The sequence below is a fragment of the Cupriavidus pauculus genome (assembly GCF_008693385.1).
Lineage (GTDB): Bacteria > Pseudomonadota > Gammaproteobacteria > Burkholderiales > Burkholderiaceae > Cupriavidus > Cupriavidus pauculus_D.
This window is the reverse complement of the sequence record NZ_CP044065.1, coordinates 3,460,796-3,478,598: the sequence shown is the minus strand read 5'-3', so window position 1 is coordinate 3,478,598 and position 17,803 is coordinate 3,460,796. Positions and strand designations below refer to the sequence as shown.

Below are 17,803 nucleotides of genomic sequence, written 5' to 3'. Positions count from 1 at the left end.
GCAACCTCGCTTCGCGTCTCGCTTGGTTCTTGTGAATTACCGTAGAACTTTCGCTCGCACCATCGTGACTTGGTGGGTCTGGTAGGACTTGAACCTACGACCCCCGCCTTATCAAGACGGTGCTCTAACCACCTGAGCTACAGACCCTTGGCTGTAACAGCAAACAAACCGATAAGTGTGAACGCTTGACTTAAGGCGCGCAGCCTCTGGAAAGGAGGTGATCCAGCCGCACCTTCCGATACGGCTACCTTGTTACGACTTCACCCCAGTCATGAACCCTGCCGTGGTAATCGCCCTCCTTGCGGTTAGGCTAACTACTTCTGGCAAAACCCACTCCCATGGTGTGACGGGCGGTGTGTACAAGACCCGGGAACGTATTCACCGCGGCATGCTGATCCGCGATTACTAGCGATTCCAGCTTCACGTAGTCGAGTTGCAGACTACGATCCGGACTACGATGCATTTTCTGGGATTAGCTCCCCCTCGCGGGTTGGCAACCCTCTGTATGCACCATTGTATGACGTGTGAAGCCCTACCCATAAGGGCCATGAGGACTTGACGTCATCCCCACCTTCCTCCGGTTTGTCACCGGCAGTCTCTCTAGAGTGCTCTTGCGTAGCAACTAAAGACAAGGGTTGCGCTCGTTGCGGGACTTAACCCAACATCTCACGACACGAGCTGACGACAGCCATGCAGCACCTGTGTCCACTTTCCCTTTCGGGCACCTAATGCATCTCTGCTTCGTTAGTGGCATGTCAAGGGTAGGTAAGGTTTTTCGCGTTGCATCGAATTAATCCACATCATCCACCGCTTGTGCGGGTCCCCGTCAATTCCTTTGAGTTTTAATCTTGCGACCGTACTCCCCAGGCGGTCAACTTCACGCGTTAGCTACGTTACTGAGGAAATGAATCCCCAACAACTAGTTGACATCGTTTAGGGCGTGGACTACCAGGGTATCTAATCCTGTTTGCTCCCCACGCTTTCGTGCATGAGCGTCAGTCACGTCCCAGGGGGCTGCCTTCGCCATCGGTATTCCTCCACATCTCTACGCATTTCACTGCTACACGTGGAATTCTACCCCCCTCTGACGCACTCTAGCCTTGCAGTCACAAGCGCAATTCCCAGGTTGAGCCCGGGGATTTCACGCCTGTCTTACAAAACCGCCTGCGCACGCTTTACGCCCAGTAATTCCGATTAACGCTCGCACCCTACGTATTACCGCGGCTGCTGGCACGTAGTTAGCCGGTGCTTATTCTTCCGGTACCGTCATCCACGTCAGGTATTATCCAACGCGATTTCTTTCCGGACAAAAGTGCTTTACAACCCGAAGGCCTTCTTCACACACGCGGCATTGCTGGATCAGGGTTGCCCCCATTGTCCAAAATTCCCCACTGCTGCCTCCCGTAGGAGTCTGGGCCGTGTCTCAGTCCCAGTGTGGCTGATCGTCCTCTCAGACCAGCTACTGATCGTCGCCTTGGTGGGCCTTTACCCCACCAACTAGCTAATCAGACATCGGCCGCTCCTATTGCGCGAGGCCTTACGGTCCCCCGCTTTCACCCTCAGGTCGTATGCGGTATTAGCTAATCTTTCGACTAGTTATCCCCCACAACAGGGCACGTTCCGATGTATTACTCACCCGTTCGCCACTCGCCGCCAGACCGAAGTCCGCGCTGCCGTTCGACTTGCATGTGTAAGGCATGCCGCCAGCGTTCAATCTGAGCCAGGATCAAACTCTTCAGTTCAATACCTGTGTGGTGCCGAAGCACCTCGCTCTTTCGAGCGGTCGCTCACTCTCAGAAAACTGACTGGCTCCGTCCGAAGACGAAACCAACATGTTTTACTGTGCGAGCACTGATAACTTTTGAAGCTTGCCGAGAGACCAAAGATCTTTCGGTGCGCCGTCATCAAGCGCCCACACTTATCGGTTGTTTGTTTGTTAAAGAACTTGCGCATTCGACTTTGTCGCCTGCGTTTTTTGCTGCCTTGTCGCTGCGTATTTCGTTGCAGCGAAGAAGCGAGAGTATGTAGCGTTTCTTGCTTCGCGTCAACTAGTTCGTCGATTTATTTTTTCAACCGACTCGCTTGCTGACCTACTCCCCATCTCCCCGCAACCCGCGCCGCTGCTGCGTTTCCGCCTGCTGCTGCGTTCGGTTTGTGTTGCGAGGGGGCGAATATTAAGCTGGGCAAACGAGGTTGGCAAGGACTTTTTTCACGATCGCTTTTTTTCTTGTTCAGGAGGCTCCGTTGGCCATTCGTATCGTCCGTCTCGGATCGCCGCGCGCTGCGGAGGAGGGCTTGCGTCTTGGTACGGTGCGGCGGCCGCCGCGCGGGGTGCCGCGGGCCGAGTTTGCCAGTCGCGACTACTACGATGTCTGGTACCCGGTGCTTGCGCCGACCGCGGAGCTGGTGGCGGAGGCGCTGGCGGCCCAGCACGCCCGGGATGACAAGGCGTGGCGCGTCTTCGTCCGGAAATTTCGGGCGGAGATGGCCGTCGCCGATACCAGCCGCACGCTCGATCTGCTGGCGGCGCTATCGCATCAGACGAACTTCTCTCTCGGGTGCTACTGCGAGGAGGAGCACTACTGCCATCGGTCGATTCTTCGGGCGCTGCTGGCCGAGCGGGGTGCGAAGCTGATCTGAGCGGCGCGTCGGCAGGCTAAGATGCCAAGCTTTGCCGGCACGTGAACTCTCCATGGCACTGAACCTGGTCTGGCTCGGTTTCTTCCTGCTCGCCTTTCTGGCCGCCTGCGTGAAGCTGGCGCTCGGCGATACGGCCGTCTTCCCCGCGATGCTCGCCAGCCTGTTCGACAGCGCGCGCACGGCGTTCGAGATCTCCCTGGGGCTGGCCGGCGTGATGAGCCTGTGGATCGGGATCATGCGCGTGGGCGAACGCGCGGGCGTGATCGACCTCTTCGCGCGGCTGGTGAACCCGCTGCTGCGGCACTTCTTCCCCGGCGTGCCCCAGGGCCACCCGGCGCAGGGCGCGATGATGATGAACGTGTCCGCCAACCTGCTTGGACTGGACAACGCGGCGACGCCGCTCGGGCTGACCGCGATGCGCGAGCTGCAGACGTTGAATCGGACGCCCGATACGGCGACCAACGCGCAGATCATGTTCATCGTGCTCAATACGGCGGGCCTGACATTGATCCCGACCTCGGTGATCGCCATCCGCCAGGCGATTGCGGTCAAGCAAGGGCTGGTGGGATTCAATGCGGCGGATATCTTTCTGCCGACACTGCTCGCCACGGGCGCCTCCTGCCTGGCCGGCTTTCTCGCGGTAGCGTGGGTGCAGCGGCTCAATCTATGGAAGCCGGCCGTGCTGGGAGCGTTTGCCGTGGTGGCGGCGTTCATCGGGCTGCTCTTTCTGTGGCTGCGGCATGCGCCACCCGATCGGGTCAGCCAGGTGACCGCGCTGGCCGGCGCCGGGTTCATCATGACGTTGATCATGATCTTCCTGCTGTGCGGCGCGATTCGGCGCGTCAACGTCTATGACGCATTTATCGATGGCGCCAAGGAAGGGTTCGGCGTCGCGGTGCAGATCATTCCCTATCTGGTTGCCATATTGGTCGCGATCGGCCTCTTTCGCGTGACCGGGTGCATGGATGTGCTCATGGGCGGCCTGACCGCGTTGTTCGCCTGGGTGGGGATGAACACGGACTTCGTGCCGGCCTTGCCTGTCGGGCTCATGAAGATACTGTCTGGCGCCGGGGCCCGCGGGCTGATGGTGGACGTGATGACCGCGTACGGCGTCGACTCGTTCCAGGGAAGGCTGGCCGCGATCATCCAGGGATCGACCGAGACGACCTTCTATGTCCTCGCGGTCTACTTCGGGAGCGTGAATGTGCGCAACACCCGCCATGCCCTCGCCTGCGCGCTGTTCGCGGATGTCGTGGGACTCGGCGCGGCCGTGTGGATTGCCTATCTGTTTCGCTAAATTCTGAACGACCGTGTTGTACGATGACAACGAATGTGCGGTGCTGTAGTCATCCGGCGAAAAGAAGCTTGGTGCGACGCAGCAAGTCATGTATAGTGAAGTCTGTCTCCTCCACCACCTCGGTGGATTCCAGCCCGCGCACAAACCTGCGCGGGTTTTTTTTGCCCATTTTTTCTCGCGTTTTCGCGCAAGCGGCTGATCATTCGGCATTTTTTGCACCGCGCCGCCCATCCGGCCGTTCTGGCCCCATTTCTGCCCGTCTCCGTAGCATCCTATCCCCAAGTTGGTGCAACCCCGCACAAGGGCGAGGCAAACCCATCGAAAAGGCTTATTTTGTTGCGACGCAACAATCGTTCGATTACAGTGAAATCGATGCAATCGTCGTATTTCTCCGTGTTTCCACCAAGTCCGATCGCCCTCTGAATGTTTGCCATGCCGGCCGCGCTGCGTCTTCTTCGATATTGGCCGGATGCCGCCTTCGTGCGGCGTGGAGTGGTCTATGCGCTGGCGTTCCTCGCGCTTGCGAGCCTGAGCGTGCTGACCGGCGACAACGGATATCTGTGGTCTGCAACGGCGTCGATCTGGACCTGCCTGGCCGATCGATCCGGCACGGCTGCCGCGCGGATGCGCGTGCTCGGTGCCGTGGGCATTGGCGGTGGACTGGCCTGCGCGATCGGTAGCGCGGTGTCGCAGGCGCCCTGGCTGGCGCTGCCGATCGTGGTTGCCGGCGGCATCGCGGCGGGACTGGCCGAGGTTCGCGGCCCTGCGGCGGCGCTCAGTGCCAAGCTGCTCTATGTCGTGCTGATCGCCGCGTGCCTGCAACCCATGGCGGGCGATGTGCCCGTGCTGGCCCATGCGGCAACCGCAAGCCTCGATTATCTGCGCGGTGGACTCTTCGCCTGCCTTGCCTGTCTGGTGCTGCTGCCCTCGCAGCGCGATACGCGGCCGCGCGCGGAGATCATCGCGGTGTACGAGGCGCTGAGCCGCTTTGCCCACGCGATCGCGGCCGAGGTCTTTCCTGACGACACCATGCCGTACAAGCAGGACATCCGGCGCCGGATCGAGGCGGCGCGCACGGCCGTGCTCGCGCGGCGCGGATGGCGCGATCCGCTCGGGATGTTGCGTTATGCGTACACGGTGGCCGTGGCGGACGCCATCTTTGCGCTGCTGATCGTCGCCGCGGAACTGCGCGGCAGGCATACCGACGCGACGCCCCACCATCTGCCGCTGGCCTATGCGGCGCGATGCCTCGGGGAGGTCGAGCAACTGGTGCGCGAAGCGCTGACGCAGCACGCGCCCGACCTGCCGGCGCTGTCCGCGATTCTCGCGCAGGAGTTGCGGCGGCTCGTGGCGCAGCGCGCCAACGCCTCCGCGCCGCCGACCTATCAGTCGGCTTTGGCCGCGCTGGCAAGGTTTCCAGTGTTCGCGGACTGGAAGGAGTCGTTTGCGTGGCCCCGTCGCGGCCTGCATCACGGGATCGATCGGCTCGGTCACTGGCTTGCGGAAGTGGCCGCGCGCGATGCGCAGGTGACGCGCCACGGGCTGCGGCTGGCCATGGCCGGCGGACTGAGCCTGCTGCCGTCGCAGATCTGGCGGCTCGACCACGGTTACTGGGTGGCCGTGACCGTGATCATGGTCCTGAGCCCGCGCCTGCAGACGACGCGCCAGATCTCGTTCAAGCGCTTTGCCGGTTCGCTGGCCGGGGCGCTCGCGGCCTGCCTGATCAGCCTTGCGCATCCGACGCCGGTGCTGGCGCTCGGCATCAGCGCGCTGTTCCTTGCCGCGGCCTATGCCGGCCGGCTCGCCGGCAATGCGGGGCTGTTCGCGTTCTGCCTGACGCCGGCGGTGATCCTGTTCTCCTGGACGGGCGAACCCGCGGCGAGCAGCAGCCACGTGGCGGCGTTGCGCGGTGTCGATACCGCGATCGGGTGCCTGATCGCGCTGGCCAGCTATTTCGTGCTGTCGCCGCGCGCGGAGCTGTCGCGCGCGTTCCGGCACGGACTGGATGCGCTGGCGGCCAATGCCGTGTACCTGCGCGCGGCCATCGGCGCCGCACGGACTGGATCGTCCGCGCACACGCGGCTCGAGGCGCTTCGGGTGGCGGCCGGGCGGGCCTCCACGCGTGCCGAGGATACGCTGGCGCAGAGTGCGGAGGATCTGAGTACGGACCTCAAGGTGGCGTATGGGCGGGTCCACGCCACGGCGCGCCGCATGGCTGCGCTTGCGGGTGTGGTGCGCGCCGGTGCGACGGAAGCGGCACCGTCGGAAGCGGTGCAGGCGATGCTCGAGGGTATCGAGGCGAGCCTCGCGGAGCTGGCCGTACGCCCGGGCAGCGCGGGGCGCGGGCGGACGTTCGATGCTGCGGACGCGATGGGCAGCGGACTGTCCGATACGCCCGAAGCCGCCAGCGATGCCGACGCGTTCCTGCTCGAGCAGACGCGTTTCGTGCTGCACTGCGTGGAAGCGGGCCATGCGGCCATGCACAGCGTGCGCGAGGCGGCGGCGGCGCTCGACCGGCCTTTACGGACGACGGCCATATCCTAGAATGACTGGAACCTTTGCGACCGTCTCACCCGCTTTACACAATCGGTCGCGCCACCGCCCGAGGTCCGCCATGTCCATCTCGTTCCCGCACGCCACGCCCACCTACTGCGCCGCCAGCCTGACCCTTTCCTGCCCGGCCATGGTCGATGGCAACGACACGCTCTACTCGATTACCGCCGAGGCACTCGAGTCACATTTCGGGGCCAGATCGACGCGCAAGGAAGACCTCGTCGATGCGTTCACGAGCAACCGTTCACGCATCGAGCAGCTTGCCGAGAGCCTGTTCCAGCTGACGGAGGCGCGCGAGATCGTGCTGCGCAGCGGGCATTTCCGCTTCGCCGGCTGACGCGCCTCGCGGCATTATTTTTCCGCAGGCTTTCCGCGTACCAGCAGCACGGGCATCGTCGATTCGCGAATCACGGCTTCCGCCACGCTTCCGAGCACGATGCGGCGCACGCCGCGGCGCCCGTGCGTGCCGATGACGAGCAGATCGCCGTTCCATTCCCGCGCGGCTTCGTTGAGCGAGGCCGCGATATCGCCCACGACCGCGGGCTCGGTGACGAGGCGCGTCTCGTAGGCGACGCCGGCCGCGGACAGTCGGGCCGCCGCCTTTTCCAGCGCTTCCTTCCCGCTATCGACGTAGGCCTTTTCCATCTGGCCGACGTCGTAGTAGCCCGCGTCGAACAGCAGCACGCCGCTATCGACGATAAAAAGCGCCAGGACCGTCGCGCCGCCGCCGCTGGCCACGCGAATGGCCTCGCCGAGTGCGAGATCGGCGGTCGCGCTGCCATCGACCGCCACCACGATCCTGCTGTATGCCGCATTGGTCATTTCAGTCCTCCGGAGGTGTGGATGCTTATTGATACTACTCCGGCCGTGCGCAGCGGAAGTAACCCCATGCCGAAAATGCGGCGCTGAATTCCTACAACTTGCGCCAGATCAATCGGCGTTCCCCTAATTCACCAGAAAAGGGGCACCAATAAATTGACCGACCGGTCGGCATATATATATAGTACCCACGTCGATGGCCACAAGGAGGTGCCATGTACACGCAGAGTCTGGACTTGCCGGGACCGCGCGGTTCGGAAACCGGGCTGGAGACGGATCTCGATGCACGGCAGGCCGCGTTCGATGCGCATATTGCCGCGGACGCGAAGATCGAACCGCAGGACTGGATGCCCGATGCCTACCGCAAGACGCTCGTGCGGCAGATCTCGCAGCATGCGCATTCGGAGATCATCGGCATGCAGCCCGAAGGCAACTGGATCAGCCGGGCGCCATCGCTCAAGCGCAAGGCCATCCTGCTTGCCAAGGTGCAGGACGAAGGCGGCCACGGGCTGTATCTCTATAGCGCGGCCGAGACGCTCGACGTCTCGCGCGACGACCTCGTGGACGCGCTGCATGCCGGGCGCGCCAAATACTCGTCCATCTTCAATTACCCGACCCTGACCTGGGCGGACGTCGGCGTGATCGGCTGGCTGGTCGATGGCGCGGCGATCATGAACCAGGTGCCGCTGTGCCGCTGCTCGTATGGACCTTACGCCCGCGCGATGATCCGCATCTGCAAGGAGGAGTCGTTCCATCAGCGGCAGGGCTTCGACGCGCTGCTCGCGATGATGGGCGGCACCGCGGCGCAGCGCGCGATGGTGCAGGACGCCGTCGATCGCTGGTGGCATCCGGTGCTGATGATGTTCGGGCCGCCCGATGCCGCCTCCACCAACAGCACGCAGACCATGGCGTGGGGTATCAAGCGGATTTCCAACGACGACCTGCGCCAGAAGTTCGTCGATGCCACCGTGGAGCAGGCGCGCGTGCTCGGCGTGACATTGCCCGATCCGGGGCTGCAATGGAACGCCGCGCGCGGCCACTACGATTTCAGCCCGCTCGACTGGGACGAGTTCTGGCGCGTGATCAATGGCGACGGTCCGTGCAATCGCGAGCGGCTGGCGACGCGGGTGCGCGCGCACGAGGAAGGCGAATGGGTACGCGAGGCCGCCATGGCACATGCTCGGCGGCGCAACGGCCACGATCTCGGAGAACGCAATGAACGCTAATCCATGGCCCCTGTGGGAAGTCTTCGTCCGCAGCAAGCAGGGCCTCGAGCACAAGCATTGCGGCAGCCTGCATGCGGCCGACGCCCGGCAGGCGCTGCACATGGCGCGCGATGTCTATACGCGCCGTCAGGAAGGCGTGTCGATCTGGGTGGTGCCGTCGTCGGCGATCACCGCGAGCGCGCCCGACGAGAAGGCGGCGCTGTTCGACCCGATGGCGGACAAGATCTACCGGCATCCGACGTTCTACGAGCTGCCCGATGAAGTCAATCACATGTGATGCGCTCCCCGCGGCGGCGCAATACGTGCTGCGCCTTGCCGACAACGCGCTGATCCTCGGGCAGCGCAATGCCGAGTGGTGCGGCCATGGGCCCGCGCTGGAGGAAGACATCGCGCTCGCGAACCTGAGCCTCGACCTGATCGGGCAGGCCCGCCTGCTCTACACGCACGCGGGCACGCTCGAGGCGACGGTCACCGGCCACGCGCGGCGCGAGGACGATTACGCGTACTGGCGCGACGAGCGCGAGTTTCGCAACTGGACGCTGGTCGAACTGCCGCACCACGGACCGCTTGCCGGGACGGCGCGTACCGCGCGCGACTATGCGGTGACGACGGTGCGCAACTTCCTGTTCAGCGCGCTGATGGTGGAGCTCTGGGAGCGGCTGTCAGGCAGCCAGGACGAAGCACTGGCGGCGATTGCGGCGAAGTCCCTCAAGGAGGCGCGCTACCACCTGCAGCACGCGGCCGGCTGGGTGGTGCGGCTGGGCGATGGCACCGACGTATCGCACGCGCGCATGCAGCGCGCGGCCGATCATCTGATGCCATATATGAACGAGTGTTTCGAGGCCGACGACATCGAGCGCGAGGCGGCTTCGCAGGGAATCGGCGTTGCGGTCGCGGACCTGCGCGCGTCATGGGAGGCGACCGTGCGTGACACGTTCGCCGAGGCGACGCTGCGCATGCCGGAGCGTTCGGGCTTCGTCTCCACGGGCAAGCGTGGCGTGCACTCGGAGCATATGAGCTACCTGCTGGGCGAGATGCAGGGGCTAGCGCGCGCGCATCCCGGTGCGCAGTGGTGATGCCATGACCGATATCGCCAGTCTCGTTGACCGCGGCGCGCGCGTCGCGCGCGCATGGCAGGCGCTCGAGGCCGTGCCGGACCCGGAGATTCCTGTCGTGTCGATCCGCGATCTGGGCATTCTGCGCGACGTGCGGATGGCCGACGACGGGGAGACGCTCGAAGCGGTGATCACGCCGACGTACTCGGGGTGCCCGGCGATGTCGCAGATCGAGGCGGACGTGGGACGGGCGCTGGATGCGGCCGGACTGGCGCCATGGCGCGTGCGGACGGTGCTGGCGCCGGCATGGACCACCGACTGGATCACGGCCTCCGGCCACGCCCGGCTGCGCGCGTATGGAATCGCCCCGCCCCACGCGGTGGCCGAGGCCGATGGCGTGGTCAGGCCGCTGCGCTTCGTTCCACGAGCCGGCCGGCCCCCGGCCATCGCCTGCCCGCGTTGCGGCAGCACGCACACCGAGGAGCTCGCGCGGTTTGCCTCCACCGCGTGCAAGGCGCTGTACCGGTGCCTCGACTGCCGCGAGCCGTTCGATTATTTCAAACCGTATTGAGGCCGATGGCGCCATGACACCTCAGTTCCATCCGCTGCGCGTGGCGCAGGTCCGATCCGAAACCGCCGATACGGTGTCCATTGCCTTCGAGGTGCCGCCCGCCCTGCGCGAGGCGTACCGGTTTACGCAGGGCCAGTTCCTGACGCTGAAGGTGCCCATCGATGGGCAGGAGTTGCGGCGCTCGTACTCGATCTGCTGCGGCGTGCAGGACTACGACGCGCGCGGGGAGTTGCGCGTGGCGGTCAAGCGCGTGCACGACGGCGTGTTCTCCACCTGGCTGCACGAGAACGTGGCGCCGGGACGCACGTTCGACGTGATGGTGCCCGATGGCCGGTTTCACGTTCCACTCGATGCAGAGGCCGCGCGGCACTACGTGGCATTTGCCGCCGGTAGCGGCATCACGCCCGTGCTCTCGCTGATCCGCACCACGCTGGCGCATGAACCGAACAGCCGTTTCACGCTGGTCTACGGCAATCGAAGCGTGGACAGCATCATTTTTTCGGAGGCGCTCGAGGATCTCAAGAACGCTTACCTGTCACGCTTCACGCTCTATCACGTGCTGTCGCGGCAGCCGCAGGAGGTGGACTTGCTGCACGGGCGGCTCGATCGCGCGCGCGTGGGGCGGTTTCTGTCCACGCTGCTGCCGGTGGACGATATCGATGCCGCGTTTGTCTGCGGGCCGGCGTCGATGATCGACGAGGTCGAGCTGGCGTTGCGCGAGGCGGGGCTCGATGCGCACCGCATCCATGCGGAACGGTTTGGCGTGCCCGCCCCCGCCGCAGCGGTGCCCGCGCCGCGCGCGCAGCGCGCCGAGACGGCAGCCGGCGGAAGCGATCTGGTGGTGGTGCTCGACGGCAAGCAGCATCGCATGCGGCTGCCGGGACCCGATGCGAAAGTGCTGGACACCGCGCTGGCGGCGGGACTGGACCTGCCCTACGCGTGCAAGGGCGGCGTCTGTTGTACGTGCAGGGCGCGCGTGCTCGAGGGCGAGGTGGAGATGGAAAAGAACTACACGCTCGAGGCATGGGAAATGGCAAAGGGGTTCGTGCTGACCTGCCAGGCGCGCGCCCTCACGCCGCGCGTCGTTGTGAGCTACGACGAACGCTGAAGTCGCGCAGCGCCACGCACCGTGATTACAATGGCGGAAAACTCGCGCCCCGCATTCCCGGCATCCGCGGCGGCTCCGGCGACGCCATGCTTCGATGCGGCGTCGTTCCACCCAACCAATCACGGCCATGCAATATATCCACGTCGTCAACGGCGATGCCGCGGGCAATACGCTGCGTCAGGCGCTGGCACAAGCCTCCCGCCCCGACCCAGTCGTGGTGCTGCGCGACGATCTCGCGGTCGGGCCGCTCGCCGACGTCGATAGCACCGGGCTGATCCGGTCGGGGTTCTGGCAGCGCGTGGCGCCAAAGACCGACATCGATTTCGCGGCCGAAATGCGGCACGCGCTCGAGCAGTTGCAGGCGCTGCGCCGCGACGACAAGGAAGTCGCGATCTGGCACGGGCAGAGTGCCGCCGACCAGCTGATGCTGCGCCGGGTGGTGTCGCATCTCTATCAGGCACCGCAGCGGATCAACGAGGTGTCGATGGACCTGCGCGAGCTGGAAACGCCGCCGCAGGGCAATCTCGCGGCCATCGGCATGTATCCGGCGGCCCGTCTGGCAAGGCGTTTCTCGACGATCGCCCCCGTGTCCGTGCTGCGTCTGGGCCGGCTGGGCTACGAGTGGCAGCAGAACGTGAAGGAGAACGCCGACGTGCGGCTGTGGAAGGGCAATACGATCGTGCCCGCGGCCTATCACACGGTGGACGACGTGATTCTCGAGCGCACGCCCGACGACTGGACGCCTGCCGTACAGGTGGTGGCCAGCGTGATGGGCGCCGTGGATGGCCTGCTCGCGAGCGACTGGTTCGTATTCTGGCGGTGCCGCGAGCTGATCGGCGCGGGGCAGCTCGTGCTGCGCGGCAATGCCGACGCCATGCAGAACTGCGAGCTGCGCCGCAATCCCTCGCTGAGCGCCGAGTAACGTCAGGACGAAGCCCGCCTCCATGGCCAGAACCAAGGCGCCCGATTTCGAGGCCCAGCGCGAACAGATTCTCGAGCTTGCCGCCGCGGCGTTCGCGGCGAGCAGCTATCCCAGCACGTCGATGTCGGACCTCGCGGCCGCATGCGGGACTTCGAAGGCGCGGCTGTACCACTATTACGAGAGCAAGGAAGCGATTCTGTTCGATCTGCTCGATCGGTACACGCAGCGGCTCATGGCGGTGGTGAAGCGCGTCGAGGCCGAGGGCGAACGCCATGGGCGGACGGCCCGGGAGCGGTTTGCGGATTTGCTGCGCGCGTTCCTGGCCGAGTACGAGACCTCGCAGACGCGGCATATCGCGCTGATCAACGACGTGAAGTTTCTTGCCGACGAACAGCGCGACCGGATTCTGCAGCGCGAGCGCGATGTCGTGGCGGCGTTCGGGCGGCAGCTGCGGCTGGCTTATCCGGAGCGGGTCACGCCTGACAACCAGACACCGCTGACCATGACCGTGTTCGGCATGATCAACTGGACGTTCACGTGGCTGAAGCCCGGGGGCAAGCTGTCGTATGCGGCGTTCGCGGAGATGGTGGTGGATCTGATCGAAGGCGGGCTGGTGAAGGGGATGCCCTCACCCCCGCCCCCCTGAGGTCACGACCACTCCGCGTCCTGGTTCTTCTGGCGCTGTTCCCGGTCCTGGCGGAACATTTCTTCCAGTTCGTCGCGGGCCTGGCGGGCCAGCGAGACCAGTTTCTTCTGATCCGTGTAGTGCGGATAGAACCGGTCGATGGCCGCGATGTTGTGGCGGCGGAAGCGCAGGGCCACGTTGCGCGCGTCGGACGGGTCGAAGCCGAGGCCTTCCAGCACGCGGCGGCCCATCATCAGCGAACCTTCGAACAGTTCCCGCTCGAACGTTTCCACGCCCCGGTCCTTGAGCTGGTACACATGCGACACGTGCCGGGCCCGCGCGTAGATCCGGAGGTCCGGCCAGCGTTCGCGTACGCGGTCGATCAGCGCGAGGCTGTCCTCCATGCCATCGACGGCCACCACGAGAATCTTCGCGCGGCCCGCGCCGGCGGCCTCCAGCAGGTCTACCCGCGTGGCATCGCCGTAGTACACATTGAACCCGAACTCGCGCAGGAATTCGATCTGGTCGGGATCGTGGTCCAGCACGGTCACGCCGATGCCCTGCGCATAGAGCAGACGGCCGATGATCTGGCCGAAGCGACCGAAGCCCGCGATGATGACCGGGTCGTGCTGGGGCGGGATGACGTCGTCCGGACGGCCGCTGGCGTTCAGGCCCGGCGCCACGAAGCGATCGAACAGCAGTAGCAGCAGCGGCGTGGCGACCATCGACAGCGCGACCATCAGCACGAGCAGCGCCTCGGTCCGCTCGGGCAGCAGGCCCGCGCCGCCGGCCACCGAGAACACCACGAACGCGAACTCGCCGCCCTGCGAGATCAGCAGCGCGAACAGCATGCGCTGGCCGCGCGCGATCGCGAACCGGCGCGCCAGCAGCATCAACACCGCGGTCTTGACCAGCACGAAGCCGAGCACGAGGCCCGTCACCTGCCAGGGCGACTGGGCAAAGATGCCGAAATCGATCGACATGCCGACGGCCATGAAGAACAGCCCGAGCAGCAGTCCCTTGAACGGCTCGATATCGGCCTCCAGCGCGTGGCGGTACTCCGAGTCCGCGAGCAGCACGCCCGCGACGAAGGTGCCCAGCGCCATCGACAGGCCCACCGCGTCCATCATCAGCGCGATGCCGATGACGAGCAGCAGCGCGAACGCCGTGAACATCTCGCGCATGTCGGTCCGCGCGATGAACCGCAGCACGGGGCGGACCAGATAGCGGCCGCCCACGACGACCGCGCCCATCACGGCCACGGCCTTGGCGGCGGTCTGCCAGTGCGGCGTGCCCGAATGGAGCGCGTCCGAGGCATCGATCGCGAGCAGCGGCAGCAGCGCGATCATCGGGATCGCGGCGATGTCCTGGAAGAGCAGGATGCCGAAGCTCGCGGCACCGGCCGGCGTACTCATGAGATTGCGCTCGGCCAGCGTGGCGAAGGCGATCGCCGTGGACGACAGCGCAAGCCCGAGGCCGGCCACGAGCGCCACCTGCCACGGCGCGCCGAGCAGTGCAGCGATGCCGCCGAGCGCGAGCGCGCACGCGACGAGCTGCATGGAGCCGTAGCGGAAGATGGTCTGCTTGAGCATGCGCAGCTTCTTCGGCTCCAGTTCGAGGCCGATCACGAACAGCATCATCACGACGCCGAACTCCGAGAAATGGAGAATCGATTCGACGTTGGTGACGAGCCGCAGCGCATGCGGGCCGATGGCGGCGCCGGCGATCAGGTACCCGAGCACCGCGCCCAGCCCGAAACGGCGGGCGAGCGGCACCGCGACCACGGCGGCGACGAGGAAGACCAGCAGGGCGATGAGAAAGTCGTGCTGGGTCATGATGGCTCGATCTCCTGCGAGGCTTCGGTCTCCGGCTCGATATCGGGCGGCAGCGGCAGCGACGGCGACAGATGGCGGGCCACGTGTTCGATATGGTGGGCCAGCGCGTCGGCGTCGGCGTTGTCGGCATCGTGCAGGACGATCGGCGGCAGCCATTCCATATCGCAGCGCGTGGCGGTCTGCCGCAGCGGCAGCAGGAAGTCCTCGATGGGCCGGCCATGGATGCCCTCCGGGCCATAGGCGTCGGCCTGGCCGCCCGTGCTCACCACCGCCAGCATCGACTTGCCGCGCAGCGCGGTGCCACCCGGGCCGTAGGCCCAGCCGTACTCGAGGACGTCATCGAGCCAGAGCTTGAGCAGCGCCGGCACGCTATACCAGCGCAGCGGGAACTGGAGGACGATGGTGTCGGCCGTGGACAGCCCGCGCTGCTCGGCAACGACATCGATGTCATAGTCGACATAGCGCTTGTAGAGTTCACGGACCTCGACATGAGGCAGTGCGGCCAGGGCTTCGGCGAGCGGATGGTTGACGCGCGAGCGGCGCGGCGCGGGATGCGCATAAATCACTACGATCGGGGGCTCGGTCATCAAATCGGATGGTCTGGGCAGTGCGGCGTTGCAGCAAACCCACAACGCCAACGGGCGTGATGCAATCGTCTCACGTATAAGTCTATGAATCGATGGAAGTTTTTGATACGGCGCGACGGATGGGTCAGGTGCCGCAGGGCACAGCTTACGCGAGACTGACAAATCCACTACAATACTTTCCGCGTTGCAGCAACCTAGTGTTTGCCCGCATAACGGGTGCGCGAGGTGCTCGCGATCAGAATTTTGATCTCGCGTTGTTATACCCGGATTGCCGCAACTTGGTTGTTGCACACCATTCAACAGTAAGGACCTCAAAGTGAACCCGCTCGAACTGAGCAAGGCCGTCGGCGCAGTCTCCGACGAAGATCTTCGCCGTGCCGCCAAGGCCAGCCAGGCCGCGCAGCGCCCGAGCGTGCTGGTGCGCGAGCTTGCCGCCCATCATCGCTCGCGGCTGGTGAAGCATTTCCTCGCGCTCGGCGAGGAAGATCGCCTGCTCCGTTTCGGCCAAGCCGTCGGGAATCACGTCATCGAAGCCTACGTCGAGAGCATCGACTTCGATCACGACACCGTGTTCGGCGTCTACGACGAGCATCTGGAACTGGTGGGCGTGGGGCACTTCGCGAACCTGCGCGATAACGCCCAGGGCCGCGTGGCCGAGTTCGGCGTATCCGTGTCGAAGAGCGCGCGCGGGCGCGGCATCGGCAGCGCCCTGTTCCAGCGCGCCGCGATGCACGGCCGCAACTCGCATGTGCGCACGCTGTATATGCATTGCCTGTCGCGCAACGCCGCGATGATGCATATCGCGAAGAAGGCCGGCATGAAGGTGCAGTACGCCTACGGCGAGGCCGATGCCTATCTGGAACTGCCGCCCGCCGATACCGTCAGCCGCCTGACGGAAGCGCTCGACGAGCAGATGGCCGATCTTGACTACGTGGTCCGCCGCAACCTGCGCGACGTCCGCCGCTTTGGCCTGCGATTCTGGCGCTCGATGGTGCCGCAGAAGCGCACCGTCTGAGGCAGCGCTCCCGCCCGAATGACAACGGCGCACCACCGCGGTGCGCCGTTTGTTTTTGCGCCGTCCGCCGAGGGACGTCCGCGGAAGGATGTCCGCTCAGCCGCCGGCGACGGGGAGCGCCGTGGTGTCCTTGATCGATTCCAGCGCGAAGCTCGAGCGCACGTCGATCACCGACGGATGCGCGAGCAGCTGTTCCTGCATGAAGCGCGCAAAGTGCTCCATGTCCTCGACGTACACCTTCAGCAGCAGATCCATCTCGCCGGTCATCGCATGGCAGGCCGCCACTTCCGGCCACGTGGCGATGGCCGCGCGGAACAGGTCCAGCGGGGCCTTGCCCTTGGGCGTGCCGCCCTGCTTCTCCAGCCGGACGTTGATATAGGCCAGCAGGCCGAGCCCGATCTTGTTGGGCTCGAGCAGCGCGGCATACTGGCGAATCACGCCGATTTCCTCGAGCCGCCGGATGCGGCGCAGGCAGGGGCTCGGCGACAAATTCACGCGCTCCGCCACTTCGAGGTTCGTCAGCCGTCCATTGGTCTGCAGCACCTCGAGGATCTTGCGATCGATCTTATCCAGCTCCACCTTGCTCACGGTTTGTTGCTCCGCAATATGTTTGTCGGCAATTTTTTTGCGCAAATTTAACAAGTCGTGCACAAGCCTGCAATTTTTTTGATGCGGGACCCGTACTTTCCCCTAGCCCGCGCCAGCGCGGGGCTACCGTAATGGACAGGCAAGAGTGGTGCCAACGCCTTGCGCCGGCAACCCTGAGCCGGCGCGGGGAATGAAAAAAGCGACCCCGCGGGGTCGCTTTTCGCTGGCACTACGGGCGGCTTAGTTCGCTGCCGGCGCCGAGGCCGGGGGCGGGCCGCGGCGCTTCGGGCCGTCCTTCGGGCCGTCGCGATGCATCTTCGCCATGGCCTTCTGGATCTCGTCCTGCGTGACCTTGCCGTCCTTGTTCACGTCGATCTGGTCGAAATGCGCGGCCATGCGCGGGAACGCGGCCTTCATCTCGTCGCGGGTCAGCGCGCCGTCACCGTTCTTGTCCGCTTCCTTGAACCTGGCGTCGAACTTTGCCTTCATCTCGGTACGGCGGGCTTCCCACTGCGCCTTGTGATACGCGGCCAGTTCGGCCTTGTCCAGCTTGCCGTCGTGGTTCGTGTCGATCTTGTTGAAGACCGCATCGGCTTCGGCCTTCGAGATCGCGCCGTCGCCGTCGGTGTCCACCGACTTCAGCCACATGCCGCCACCATGGTGGTGCCGGTGTTCGCCGCGCATTTGGCCGGGGCCGCCTGCGGGCGGTGCCGGCTGGGCGGAGGTCGCCGGCGGTGCGGTAGGCGCCGTGGGCGCGGTGGTGGTCTGGGCGAAGGCGGCGCCTGCTGCCAGGAACAGCGCCGACGTGGCCAGGAAGGTCTTGATCGTGCGGGTCTTCTGCATGCGTTGCATATCCGTGCTCCTCTTCATGCGTTGTGCATGTACGGATTAGAACGCAGCGGATCCCGCGAAGTTGGCGCTTTTAATACGATGTTACCGGGCTCACAGAAGTCGCACTTCGC

General features: G+C 65.0%; 17 protein-coding genes, 1 tRNA gene and 1 rRNA gene. 12 read left to right on the top strand and 7 right to left on the bottom strand.

What is annotated here, in order from left to right; all coding sequences use genetic code 11:
- Positions 1-70 precede the first annotated feature (70 nt).
- Both FOB72_RS15935 and FOB72_RS15930 read right to left on the bottom strand, forming a co-directional pair.
- Positions 71-147 (bottom strand) — tRNA-Ile (locus tag FOB72_RS15935).
- 63 nt (positions 148-210) lie between these two features.
- A 16S ribosomal RNA gene (locus tag FOB72_RS15930) occupies positions 211-1,742 on the bottom strand.
- Positions 1,743-2,244: 502 nt separating this feature from the next.
- Between FOB72_RS15930 and FOB72_RS15925 the strand changes: the two genes are divergently transcribed.
- The 4 genes from FOB72_RS15925 (at position 2,245) to FOB72_RS15910 (ending at position 6,827) form a co-directional block, all read left to right on the top strand.
- Entirely contained in the window at positions 2,245-2,640 is a 396-nt protein-coding gene (locus FOB72_RS15925; protein ID WP_150373501.1) for a DUF488 domain-containing protein, read from the top strand.
- A 52-nt stretch (positions 2,641-2,692) separates the two neighbouring features.
- Positions 2,693-3,937: a nucleoside recognition domain-containing protein gene (locus FOB72_RS15920; protein ID WP_150373500.1), complete on the top strand. Its 1,245-nt coding sequence runs from the start codon at positions 2,693-2,695 to the stop codon at positions 3,935-3,937.
- Between the two features lie 432 nt (positions 3,938-4,369).
- Positions 4,370-6,481: an FUSC family protein gene (locus FOB72_RS15915; protein ID WP_150373945.1), complete on the top strand. Its 2,112-nt coding sequence runs from the start codon at positions 4,370-4,372 to the stop codon at positions 6,479-6,481.
- A gap of 70 nt (positions 6,482-6,551) precedes the next feature.
- Entirely contained in the window at positions 6,552-6,827 is a 276-nt protein-coding gene (locus FOB72_RS15910) for a DUF1488 domain-containing protein (protein ID WP_150373499.1), read from the top strand.
- Between the two features lie 14 nt (positions 6,828-6,841).
- On the opposite strand, the gene FOB72_RS15905 is transcribed toward FOB72_RS15910, so the two are convergent.
- Positions 6,842-7,312, bottom strand: a complete 471-nt coding sequence (locus FOB72_RS15905; RefSeq protein WP_150373498.1) for a universal stress protein — start codon at positions 7,310-7,312, stop codon at positions 6,842-6,844.
- 212 nt (positions 7,313-7,524) lie between these two features.
- On the opposite strand from FOB72_RS15905, the gene paaA reads away from it, so the two are divergent.
- The 7 genes from paaA (at position 7,525) to FOB72_RS15870 (ending at position 12,837) form a co-directional block, all read left to right on the top strand.
- A complete protein-coding gene (gene paaA, locus FOB72_RS15900) occupies positions 7,525-8,535 on the top strand; it encodes a 1,2-phenylacetyl-CoA epoxidase subunit PaaA (protein WP_150373497.1) in 1,011 nt (336 codons plus the stop codon).
- Positions 8,525-8,812: a 1,2-phenylacetyl-CoA epoxidase subunit PaaB gene (gene paaB / locus FOB72_RS15895; RefSeq protein ID WP_150373496.1), complete on the top strand. Its 288-nt coding sequence runs from the start codon at positions 8,525-8,527 to the stop codon at positions 8,810-8,812. The genes paaA and paaB overlap by 11 nt, the downstream gene beginning before the upstream one ends.
- Complete coding sequence (gene paaC, locus FOB72_RS15890; protein ID WP_150373495.1) at positions 8,793-9,611, top strand: 1,2-phenylacetyl-CoA epoxidase subunit PaaC; 819 nt, start codon at positions 8,793-8,795, stop codon at positions 9,609-9,611. The genes paaB and paaC overlap by 20 nt, the downstream gene beginning before the upstream one ends.
- 4 nt (positions 9,612-9,615) lie before the next feature.
- Complete coding sequence (gene paaD, locus FOB72_RS15885; protein ID WP_150373494.1) at positions 9,616-10,161, top strand: 1,2-phenylacetyl-CoA epoxidase subunit PaaD; 546 nt, start codon at positions 9,616-9,618, stop codon at positions 10,159-10,161.
- Positions 10,162-10,174: 13 nt separating this feature from the next.
- Positions 10,175-11,269 carry a 1,2-phenylacetyl-CoA epoxidase subunit PaaE gene (paaE, locus tag FOB72_RS15880; RefSeq protein ID WP_150373493.1) on the top strand — a complete coding sequence of 365 codons (1,095 nt, stop codon included), beginning with the start codon at positions 10,175-10,177 and terminating at the stop codon, positions 11,267-11,269.
- 127 nt (positions 11,270-11,396) lie between these two features.
- Positions 11,397-12,191 carry a DUF1835 domain-containing protein gene (locus FOB72_RS15875; protein ID WP_150373492.1) on the top strand — a complete coding sequence of 265 codons (795 nt, stop codon included), beginning with the start codon at positions 11,397-11,399 and terminating at the stop codon, positions 12,189-12,191.
- Between the two features lie 22 nt (positions 12,192-12,213).
- Positions 12,214-12,837 (top strand): TetR/AcrR family transcriptional regulator, encoded by a 624-nt coding sequence (locus FOB72_RS15870; protein WP_150373491.1) that lies wholly within the window; start codon positions 12,214-12,216, stop codon positions 12,835-12,837.
- A gap of 2 nt (positions 12,838-12,839) precedes the next feature.
- On the opposite strand, the gene kefC is transcribed toward FOB72_RS15870, so the two are convergent.
- Both kefC and FOB72_RS15860 read right to left on the bottom strand, forming a co-directional pair.
- Positions 12,840-14,651, bottom strand: a complete 1,812-nt coding sequence (gene kefC, locus FOB72_RS15865) for a glutathione-regulated potassium-efflux system protein KefC (protein ID WP_150373490.1) — start codon at positions 14,649-14,651, stop codon at positions 12,840-12,842.
- Positions 14,648-15,238 (bottom strand): NAD(P)H-dependent oxidoreductase, encoded by a 591-nt coding sequence (locus tag FOB72_RS15860; RefSeq protein ID WP_150373489.1) that lies wholly within the window; start codon positions 15,236-15,238, stop codon positions 14,648-14,650. The genes kefC and FOB72_RS15860 overlap by 4 nt, the downstream gene beginning before the upstream one ends.
- 316 nt (positions 15,239-15,554) lie before the next feature.
- Between FOB72_RS15860 and FOB72_RS15855 the strand changes: the two genes are divergently transcribed.
- Positions 15,555-16,253, top strand: a complete 699-nt coding sequence (locus tag FOB72_RS15855) for a GNAT family N-acetyltransferase (RefSeq protein WP_150373488.1) — start codon at positions 15,555-15,557, stop codon at positions 16,251-16,253.
- A 96-nt stretch (positions 16,254-16,349) separates the two neighbouring features.
- Here the strand turns inward: FOB72_RS15855 and FOB72_RS15850 are convergent, their stop codons facing one another.
- Positions 16,350-16,841: an Lrp/AsnC family transcriptional regulator gene (locus tag FOB72_RS15850; RefSeq protein ID WP_109585244.1), complete on the bottom strand. Its 492-nt coding sequence runs from the start codon at positions 16,839-16,841 to the stop codon at positions 16,350-16,352.
- Between the two features lie 240 nt (positions 16,842-17,081).
- A complete protein-coding gene (locus FOB72_RS15845) occupies positions 17,082-17,693 on the bottom strand; it encodes an EF-hand domain-containing protein (RefSeq protein ID WP_150373487.1) in 612 nt (203 codons plus the stop codon).
- Between the last annotated feature and the right edge of the window lie 110 nt (positions 17,694-17,803).